Source organism: Bacillus sp. 103mf (genome assembly GCF_900116295.1).
GTDB classification, from domain to species: Bacteria; Bacillota; Bacilli; order Bacillales; family Bacillaceae_G; genus Bacillus_A; species Bacillus_A bruguierae.
Genome location: NZ_FPAF01000011.1, coordinates 121,921 through 130,328 on the forward strand (window position 1 = coordinate 121,921; position 8,408 = coordinate 130,328).

General features: G+C 33.8%; 11 protein-coding genes. 6 read left to right on the forward strand and 5 right to left on the reverse strand.

Going from position 1 to position 8,408, the window contains the following annotated elements; translation table 11 throughout:
* Positions 1 to 225: 225 nt before the first annotated feature.
* A complete protein-coding gene (locus BM350_RS27065; protein ID WP_090913479.1) occupies positions 226 to 408 on the forward strand; it encodes a hypothetical protein in 183 nt (60 codons plus the stop codon).
* Here BM350_RS27065 and BM350_RS19945 read toward each other — a convergent pair whose 3' ends face one another.
* The 3 genes from BM350_RS19945 to BM350_RS19955 form a co-directional block, all read right to left on the reverse strand.
* Complete coding sequence (locus tag BM350_RS19945) at positions 409 to 2,112, reverse strand: peptide ABC transporter substrate-binding protein (protein WP_090913477.1); 1,704 nt, start codon at positions 2,110 to 2,112, stop codon at positions 409 to 411.
* 873 nt (positions 2,113 to 2,985) lie between these two features.
* The gene (locus BM350_RS19950) at positions 2,986 to 3,792 is read right to left on the reverse strand and encodes an ABC transporter permease subunit (RefSeq protein WP_090913475.1); all 807 of its coding nucleotides are present in this window, start codon (positions 3,790 to 3,792) and stop codon (positions 2,986 to 2,988) included.
* Positions 3,789 to 4,679, reverse strand: coding sequence for an ABC transporter ATP-binding protein (locus tag BM350_RS19955; protein WP_090913473.1), 891 nt, complete (start codon positions 4,677 to 4,679; stop codon positions 3,789 to 3,791). Before BM350_RS19955 ends, BM350_RS19950 begins: the two co-directional genes overlap by 4 nt.
* A 162-nt stretch (positions 4,680 to 4,841) precedes the next feature.
* On the opposite strand from BM350_RS19955, the gene BM350_RS19960 reads away from it, so the two are divergent.
* Positions 4,842 to 5,432 (forward strand): TetR/AcrR family transcriptional regulator, encoded by a 591-nt coding sequence (locus tag BM350_RS19960; protein WP_090913471.1) that lies wholly within the window; start codon positions 4,842 to 4,844, stop codon positions 5,430 to 5,432.
* A gap of 28 nt (positions 5,433 to 5,460) precedes the next feature.
* On the opposite strand, the gene BM350_RS19965 is transcribed toward BM350_RS19960, so the two are convergent.
* Both BM350_RS19965 and BM350_RS19970 read right to left on the reverse strand, forming a co-directional pair.
* Positions 5,461 to 5,955: an ABC transporter substrate-binding protein gene (locus BM350_RS19965; RefSeq protein WP_348272213.1), complete on the reverse strand. Its 495-nt coding sequence runs from the start codon at positions 5,953 to 5,955 to the stop codon at positions 5,461 to 5,463.
* A 107-nt stretch (positions 5,956 to 6,062) separates the two neighbouring features.
* Positions 6,063 to 6,428, reverse strand: coding sequence for a hypothetical protein (locus BM350_RS19970; protein ID WP_175483361.1), 366 nt, complete (start codon positions 6,426 to 6,428; stop codon positions 6,063 to 6,065).
* 258 nt (positions 6,429 to 6,686) lie between these two features.
* Here BM350_RS19970 and BM350_RS19975 point away from each other — a divergent pair, with 258 nt between their 5' ends.
* The 4 genes from BM350_RS19975 to BM350_RS19990 all read left to right on the forward strand — a co-directional run.
* Entirely contained in the window at positions 6,687 to 7,298 is a 612-nt protein-coding gene (locus BM350_RS19975; protein WP_090913469.1) for an excalibur calcium-binding domain-containing protein, read from the forward strand.
* Positions 7,299 to 7,412: 114 nt separating this feature from the next.
* On the forward strand, positions 7,413 to 7,688 hold the full coding sequence (locus tag BM350_RS19980) for a TIGR04197 family type VII secretion effector (protein WP_090913467.1): 276 nt from the start codon (positions 7,413 to 7,415) through the stop codon (positions 7,686 to 7,688).
* A 41-nt stretch (positions 7,689 to 7,729) separates the two neighbouring features.
* Positions 7,730 to 8,092, forward strand: coding sequence for a DUF3958 family protein (locus BM350_RS19985; protein ID WP_090913466.1), 363 nt, complete (start codon positions 7,730 to 7,732; stop codon positions 8,090 to 8,092).
* A partial coding sequence (locus tag BM350_RS19990; RefSeq protein ID WP_244548051.1) for a T7SS effector LXG polymorphic toxin occupies positions 8,089 to 8,408 on the forward strand: 320 nt, incomplete at its 3' end. The genes BM350_RS19985 and BM350_RS19990, both read left to right, overlap by 4 nt.

Sequence of the window (8,408 nt, forward strand, 5' to 3'; positions counted from 1 at the left end):
TTAATATTCTACTAATTTTTTTTGTTTTGTAAAGTAATATTATTAAAAAAATCAAAAAATTATTTTATTACAGTAATATTTATAATCATTCTATGAAATAATAAAGTGAAACTTCCATTTCGTGTCGTACTGCATATGTATTCATCACGCTTCAAAATATATAGATCCAAATTAAAAACCTGACATAAACCCCTTTTCTTTTTAGATTGTCGAGGGCGTCTGGCCATGCGTAGAAGCGGTCAGTTCCTTTTTATTCCACGTGCGAAGTTCAAACAAAGAGAGAAAAAAGTAGCAGGTTATTTTTTGTTCAGCATGGCGGCGACTTGTGTGTTGGAAAGTCAAGTTGGATTTATATATAAACAGCGAAAAGAGGAGGATACGATATCGCATCCTCCTCTTTTCAAATGATTATTTACCTTCTTTTTCAGTGATATATGTCCATTTGTAGCTGTATTGGCTACCAACGTTATGCTTATAAATATTGTGTACAGTAGGACGTTGTAAGAATGATCTTCCGTTTTGGAACATCGGTACGAGTGCTACTTCATCCTCAAGTAGAATTTTTTCAGCTTTCCCCATTTCTTCCCAACGTTTTTTCGGATCTGTTAGCCATTCACCTTGAGATTTCTTAATAATCTCATCATATTTCGCATTTGAATAGCTCATTTCGTTTTGTGGATTTCCCGTTTGGAACATATCTAAGAATGTCATTGGATCCGCATAATCTGGGTTCCAGCCCGCATAAGACAGATCATAATCTTGCGCTGTTTCTAATTTTAATTTTTGCTTAAACGGCTGAAGTTTTATATTAATTTTTAAACCTGGTAAGTTTTTCTCAAGCTGTTCTTTTAAGTACTCACCAATTTTCTTTGCATTATCTGTATCATAGTTTAAGAACTCAACTGTTACTTCTTCTTTACCTAATTCTTTTTTCGCTTCTTCCCAAACTTTTTTCGCTTTCTTTACATCAGTTTTGATGCCAGTAGATTTAAATGTTTCACGGTAGTCTTTTCCATCTGGGCCTGCAGCAAATTTTTCTGGAATAAGGGAATCTACTGGTTTAGAACCATCATTTAATATTACATTTGCTAATGCTTTTTTATCAAATGCCATCGCAATTGCTTCACGAACTTTCTTATTCTTAAATACTGTATCTTGACCGTTACGTTTTTGGTTTAAACGTAAGAAGAACGTTGACGGTTCTAGCTGCGTTCCAAATTCATCTTTATTTGCTTTATATTTATCAACGTATTCAGCTGTTAAACCAACACGGTCAAGTTGGCCGCTTTCATACAAGTTGACACGAGTAGATTGTTCTTTCACAACGCTCCAATTGATTTCCTCTAACTTAACATTTGCTTTATCCCAGTACTGATCGTTTTTTTGTACTTTCCAGCCTTGCTCATGCTTCCATTCTGTCATTTTAAATGGTCCATTATAAACCATCTTATCAGTTTCTAAACCATATTTATCTCCATGTTCTTTTACCACTTTCTCATTTAGCGGTAAGAAAGACGTAAATGCTGTTAAGCCAAGGAAATATGGAACAGGATTATCTAATTCTACTTCTAATGTGTAATCATCTACTGCTTTTACACCTAAAGAATCAACTGGTGATTTGCCTTCGTTAATCGCTTTTCCATTTTTCAAATCATATGCAATAAATGCATATTCAGCTGCTGTTTTTGGATCTAGAAGACGCTGCCATGCAAAGACAAAGTCTTTTGCTGTTACAGGGTCTCCATTTGACCATTTTGCATCTTTACGAAGTTTAAATGTATATTTTTTACCATCATCGCTCTTTTTATAAGATTCTGCAATGCCTGGAATAGGCTTATTATCTTTATCAAGACGATATAAACCTTCCATCGTATTCCCTAAGATAAGTGAAGAAACAGTATCTGTTGATTTTGAAACATCCATTGAAGGAATTTCTTGTGCCTCTACTAAGTTTAGCACTTGTTTTGCCGCTAACTTACCCTCTGTTTTTTTGTCTCCATTTTTCGGCTCTGTACTTGATTTTTTGTCCCCTGCCCCAGAACATGCTGCTAGCGCCACACTCATTGCTAACACTGGCGCTACTACAGCTGTGATTTTTTTCATCTTTTTCATTTTGTACCCTCCCTAATTTTTATGTACGATACTCATTATTATGAATTTTCTGATAATTTCACACCTCTATATATTTATCAGAAATTTCTATTAATTAATATTCTACTGTTTTTTTCTATTTTGTAAAGTTATATTATTGAAAATTCTAAAAATTATTTTATTACAGTAATATTTATAATCATTCTATGAAATAAACTATAAAAAAAGCCCCCCTCATTATATGGATGCTATAACTCTTTTATTTATTACTACTTCGTTAAACTCATATAAAGCAATTATTTGGGTACATTGTAATCTTATACATATCGTCTTTTTTGGCCTTTTCCTTTGTTCCTCTCATAACGCTGAAAAAACTTTCTCATATTTTATCTGACAAACTCATTTTTACTACTCACAACAATAGCAACCTTCTTATTCTTTTTTCCACTTTATAAATCCATTTTAATTTTTCGGTATCTTTGTCTAGCTCTACCTCCTAAGCCCTCATGTCTAAGAACCTTCCACACGAGAAGGTAAAAAACACCTTCTGTGTGAAAGAACCTTAGCAAACGGGCCTAAACAGTCGGCTCCGCTTTTCTTTATAAGTCGTCGCTATGCAGAATACAACATGACCTGTACTCGCATATGGTAGGAAAAGGCACTGACCGCTTCTATGCACGGCCAGATGCTCTCGTCCTCCCCTAAATAGAAAGGGTTTTTATGTCGTTTGTTCCACTTGAATATATCATTTTAAATGAGCATTCTCAGAAACAAGCATTCCTATTTTGAAAATATAGCAGTTATTACAAGGATAACAGATCAAAAAACAACCTTATCTCAGTTGAATAGCGAAATAAGGTTGTTTGTATTTTTTATCCTGTTTACATAACATCTTTATAAAGGTAAGTCTCTTCTCTTAAACAGCATAACAGCCATTGCAAAAAGAATACAAGATGCTGCAAGTAAACCAATGCTTGGTGGCCATATGTTATAAGTTCCATCCACAATTTCTTGTGGACGATATAGGTTAAATATAGATAGATTTCTCATCCATTCCAATTTCTCACTCAATTTTCCTAGCATATCTAATCCATAAAATAATACTGTTATACCTGTAGAAATACTTAACGCTTTCTTTTCATCATTCAGTAAGCAAGAAAAGAAAAATGAATAGGCACAAATAACAAGAAATACAAGTCCGTCAAGAAAATTGAGTTTTAAAAATAGCACTTTATCAAGAGATACTTTTTCAATTAACCATTCTGCCCCAACTAAACCGCCAAGATAAGTAACCATGACGATTGTAAATAGTCCAATGATTAAGACAGATGCTTGTGTCAAAATTACCTTTGTGCGCGAAACAGATGTAGATAATAAATAAGCCATTGATCCTCTATCAACTAGATGAGCAACAAGTTGTGTTGATGCTAAAATACTATATACCATTAAGAGCAAAACAAAGATTAAACCATAATATTCTCCAGCTAAAAAGTCATTCAATTGTTCAATCCCTTTTTCGAACCCTACTGCTTTTAAAACCCCTTTAGGCATTGCTTTCATTATTTCATCTATTCCCTTTACAGATGAAAACGATGGAAAGATCCAAATGAGTAACCATAAATAAAGAACGGAACCAACTGCATAGTTCAAAATCATTTTCGCATTTGCTTTTAAACTAGCAACAAATAACGCTTTACTCATAATCGATTTTCTCCTTCCGCATCATAATAATGCATAAAGATATTTTCTAAATCCATTGTTCTCACCTGAAAACCAATTACATTATGCTGCGCCAATGTTTGAAGAAGTTCATTATAATTTCCCTGTACAATAATAGAAGCTGTATTCCCTTGCACATTCTGAATTTGCAACGCCGTTTTCTTTAATGATTGCAATTCTTCGTGCGAAGATACTGTCACATCAATAACCTGCCGTTGTTTCGTTCGCAAATCATGAATATTTTCAACCGTTAGTAATCGTCCTTCTTTAATAATCCCCACTCGATCGCATGTTCGCTCAATTTCTGTGAAGATATGGGAAGACATAAAAATGGTTTTCCCTTTTTGTTTTTCTTCTAATATAAGATCTACAAATAACTGCTGCATGAGCGGATCTAAACCTGAAGTCGGTTCATCTAAAATGAGTACTTCAGGATCATGCATAAATGCTGCTACAATCCCTACCTTTTGCTTCATTCCTTTAGACATTTTTCGAATAGGTGTTTTCACATCAAAATGAAAGCGTTCAATTAATTCATCACGGCGGCCATTATTTTTCATCCCACGCATTCCTTGCATAAGTTGTAAAAATTCCAGTCCGTTCATTCCTTCTATAAAAGAAATCTCTCCTGGTAAATAACCAACACTTCTTTGAATTTTTGCTGCTTCTTTCCAACAATCGAGTCCAAAAATCGTCGCTGTTCCAGAAGTAGGTTGTATAAAGCCCATTAAATTGCGAATTGTTGTTGATTTTCCAGCTCCATTTGGTCCCAAATAACCAAATACTTCCCCTTCTTTTACTTGAAATGAAACATCGAATAAACCTTTTCCGTTTGAAAATTGTTTCGTTACATTTTGAACAATTAACATAAAATCACCCCTTTTTGAAATATTTCATATATCATATTTCAAAATTATTATACTCCTCCATCACAAAGTAATCAATATTTTTTGAAGTTTAATAAAGCCTATATTTCAAAATTGTTGTTTCTATTCGTATTATCTTGTATATTTAAGTAGAGGTGATTGAATATGAACGGTTTCGAAAAGGTGAAAAAAAAGAAAAAACAAGCCATTAAAGCCGCTGCCTTAGAGTTATTTTCTAAATATGGGTATAAAGATGTAAAAATAGAAGATATTGCAAAACAAGCAAAGGTTTCGCAAGTTACAATTTATAATCATTTTGGGAGTAAAGATGCTTTATTTCGCGAACTCATTCAAGAGTTTACAATTCAAGAGGTCCATTATTATGAAGAGCTGCTAACGAGCGACTTATCTTTTCAAGAAAAAATACATCGTATTATGACTCAAAAATTACAAAGTATAAACCGTTTACATCCTGAAATGATTGAACAAGCAATGCAAACGGATGAAGAATTGCGTAATTTTCTATTTACATATCAAAATGAAAAAGCGCTTCCCCTTTTTCTTCGCTTTATTGAAGAAGCGCAACAGAAAAAAGAAATTAATCCAAATCTTTCAAAAGATATGATTTTGTTATATATCAATGCGTTTTCTAAGGTAAGTGATCAATTCGTTACACACATAGTCGGTCAAAATCGTGAACAGCAAACAAAAGAAATCCTCACGATGTTTTTCTATGGACTTTCTAATCCAAACTAAAAACCCGGCAGATGCCGGGTTTTTTTCATTATTTACTTACCTCCCCTTCTTGCGTTCCTGGATATTTCGCACCTTCATACTTATAAATGTAAACTTTGGCAAATTTGTTATCACCTTTATCATCGAAAGCTACTTTCGTAATAACTCCATCGTATTCTTTTATAGCCCGAACCGCATCGCGTACTTGTTCACGTGTTGGATACTTACCATCATTTTTCTTAATAGCATCTTTAATTCCTTGTAAAATAACGCCAGCTGAATCATATCCATATGCAGAGTATGCTTCCACATCTTTTTTGAACTTCTCCTTATATTCTGTTACAAATGTTTTCCCTTTCTCTGTTACTGTTGGTGCTGTCGCTACTGTTGTATAATACGTATCTTTTAATCCGTCTTTTGCAACTTCTGCCATTGTTGGAGAATCAATACCGTCACCGCCCATAATTGGCGCTGTAACTCCTTTTTCACGTGCTTGTTTTACTAAAACGGATCCTTCACCAAACGTGCCTATACATTGAATTATAAGTTACTCTTCTTACATGAGAGGGCTTTTAGCTTATTTCACCTGCTCTTTTCTATTCAGTATATCTTGTTTGAGAAATAATTAATCGTTCGACATTTTCTCTTTTATTATGCTTCTATACTCGCTTCCATCTCATCTAACACATTTTCCTTCAAATATAAAAAAGCTGTCGCCTCTTTTTCTGTCATACCTCGACAATCATGTATACCATTTAGTAACAACCAATCAGCGTTACCTACTATATTCCGATAACGTTTCTTCTCTATCTCGTTTGGTATCATCATAAGCATTTCTTCAAGACTAGTAATCATAAACCTACTGTGATCTTCACCAATAAAATATACTGTTATACAATCAGTAGCCTTATGAATTTCGAAACGATACGTACTATGACCACGTTTAACTTCAGCAATATGCCATATTAACTCTTGCCCTTCTGATACAGATACATCGTATATTTGTATTTGTTCCACTAATTCCATCTCCTTTACTCTAATTAGTTACATGTAAAATTTTAGTGGATGGGTATTAAGGAAGTGTAAATACAGTATAAAATTTCCATTAATCTTATACAGAAAGGAGATGTAATAGTCATAATATCTTTACTCCAACTTTCAATTGTTTTTTCTTACAAAGATAATCCTATAAATAAAAAGTTATGTAAAATTATACACTTTTCTCTGTTATACTAAACTTTGGAACATAACACATAATCTTCAAGGAGGACAAAAATGAACAGTAAATTTTGGACTATTTTATTTTTAATCATCTTCTTTCCAATTGGTTTATTTGTAATGTGGAAACATAAACATTTCACAAAAACAGTGCGTGTTATCATTACGTTATTAGTCCTATTCTTGATTCTGTTAGCATCGTGTAACAATAACACAAGTAGTGCTCAAAAATCTGAATTAGAAAAGAAAGAGCAACAACTAAGTAAGAAAGAGAAAGACTTAGACAAACTTGAGAAAAAATTAAAAGAAAAAGAAAAGGAATTAGATGAAAAATCTAAAGAATGTCAAAAAAATGCTGAAGAAGAAAAGAAGAAATTAGATGAACAAAAGAAACTAGAAGAAGATAAACGCAAGCAAGAGGAAGCGAGAAAACAAGAGGAATTGAAAAAACAACAAGAAGAGCAGAAAAAACAGGAAGAACAAAAGAAACAACAGGAACAACAACAAACTGCACAGCAACAACCAAATAACAATTTACCACAAGGTAACTATAACTTTAAAAGTTGTAAAGAGGCCAAAGCTGCTGGTTTCTCAAATATTCCGAAAGGACATCCAGCATACTCGTCAAACTTAGATCGAGATGGTGATGGAATTGCTTGTGATAAGTAATTAAGTGTAAAGCCCTCTCATGTGAGAAGGGCTTTTTATTTACAAAATTATCCTATTATATATTGATATGGTATAATTTTCATAATTCATTAAATTATAGAAGGGATGTAAGCGATGGGGCAATTTCAAAGTAATTTTCAAACGGCAGGACAAATCGCGACGCAAATGGGAAACGCTTCTGACACAATTCAAAGTGCCACAAGTAGATCCATAACCAAATCGTCACGTACAACGTTATCCATCAACTCCAAAGCACAAGAAGCGAATCAACAAGCATTGGAATTAACAAAACAATTTTATAGTGCTTTTCAACAAGCTGCTAATAACATTCATTCTGTAGCCCAGGAATTTGAGCGTATGGATAACGAACTTCAAAGAATTTTCAAGTGATATAACAACCTACATAAACACGGAGAAGTAGGAGTGAAAAAATGAGTCAAGATATCCAAAAACAAATGAGTCAACTGAACGAAAAATTAAGAAGTCTGTCTGAAGAACAATATCAAAATCAACGCGCGATTCAAAGGCAAGAACAAGCGGAAGCAGATTTTTATCAATGGAAAGGGCGAAGCTATCGCTTGTTTGACCGTATATTAGAAACTTGGCATAATGATAGAGAACTAGGACAATTTTTTCATAATTTACGTCAAGATGCAGGGCAAATTGAGCGAAAGCTTACCCACGAATTGGAAGACCAAAAAGAAACGTTGCTAAAGGAGAAACAAAACCTAAGCAATCTAGAAAATGATCTTCACCACCAACGCCAAAAATTAGCACTGGAGGCGAGGTCATGAGCCTAAACATGTATCTCGGAGAAGTACAATCTCAAACACAAAGTATGAATGCTATGTGTAATGCAACGATTCAAGGAATGGAACAAGCCATCAATTCGATTGATGCTTTTATGTTCGATGCAGTTTTGCAGGGGCAAACTTACGACAGTGCAAAAGCATTCTTCGCTCAAACATTCCGCCCTTTAGCCCAAGGGATTATTTACTTGTGTGAAGAATTGATTCGTCAAAATGATGCCTTCCCAAACGATTTTCAATCCAAAGTAGCTTCAACAGATGTTATTGAACAAGAAATAGAAGAACAAATGCGAGGGATTGA

What these genes read in the sequence shown, in the direction of transcription:
- BM350_RS19945 (WP_090913477.1), bottom strand. Translation starts at nt 2,112, where the DNA reads ATGAAAAAGATGAAAAAAATCACAGCTGTAGTAGCGCCAGTGTTAGCA.
- BM350_RS27065 (WP_090913479.1), top strand. Translation starts at nt 226, where the DNA reads ATGCGTAGAAGCGGTCAGTTCCTTTTTATTCCACGTGCGAAGTTCAAA.
- BM350_RS19955 (WP_090913473.1), bottom strand. Translation starts at nt 4,679, where the DNA reads ATGTTAATTGTTCAAAATGTAACGAAACAATTTTCAAACGGAAAAGGT.
- BM350_RS19980 (WP_090913467.1), top strand. Translation starts at nt 7,413, where the DNA reads ATGGGGCAATTTCAAAGTAATTTTCAAACGGCAGGACAAATCGCGACG.
- BM350_RS19985 (WP_090913466.1), top strand. Translation starts at nt 7,730, where the DNA reads ATGAGTCAAGATATCCAAAAACAAATGAGTCAACTGAACGAAAAATTA.
- BM350_RS19960 (WP_090913471.1), top strand. Translation starts at nt 4,842, where the DNA reads ATGAACGGTTTCGAAAAGGTGAAAAAAAAGAAAAAACAAGCCATTAAA.
- BM350_RS19950 (WP_090913475.1), bottom strand. Translation starts at nt 3,792, where the DNA reads ATGAGTAAAGCGTTATTTGTTGCTAGTTTAAAAGCAAATGCGAAAATG.
- BM350_RS19975 (WP_090913469.1), top strand. Translation starts at nt 6,687, where the DNA reads ATGAACAGTAAATTTTGGACTATTTTATTTTTAATCATCTTCTTTCCA.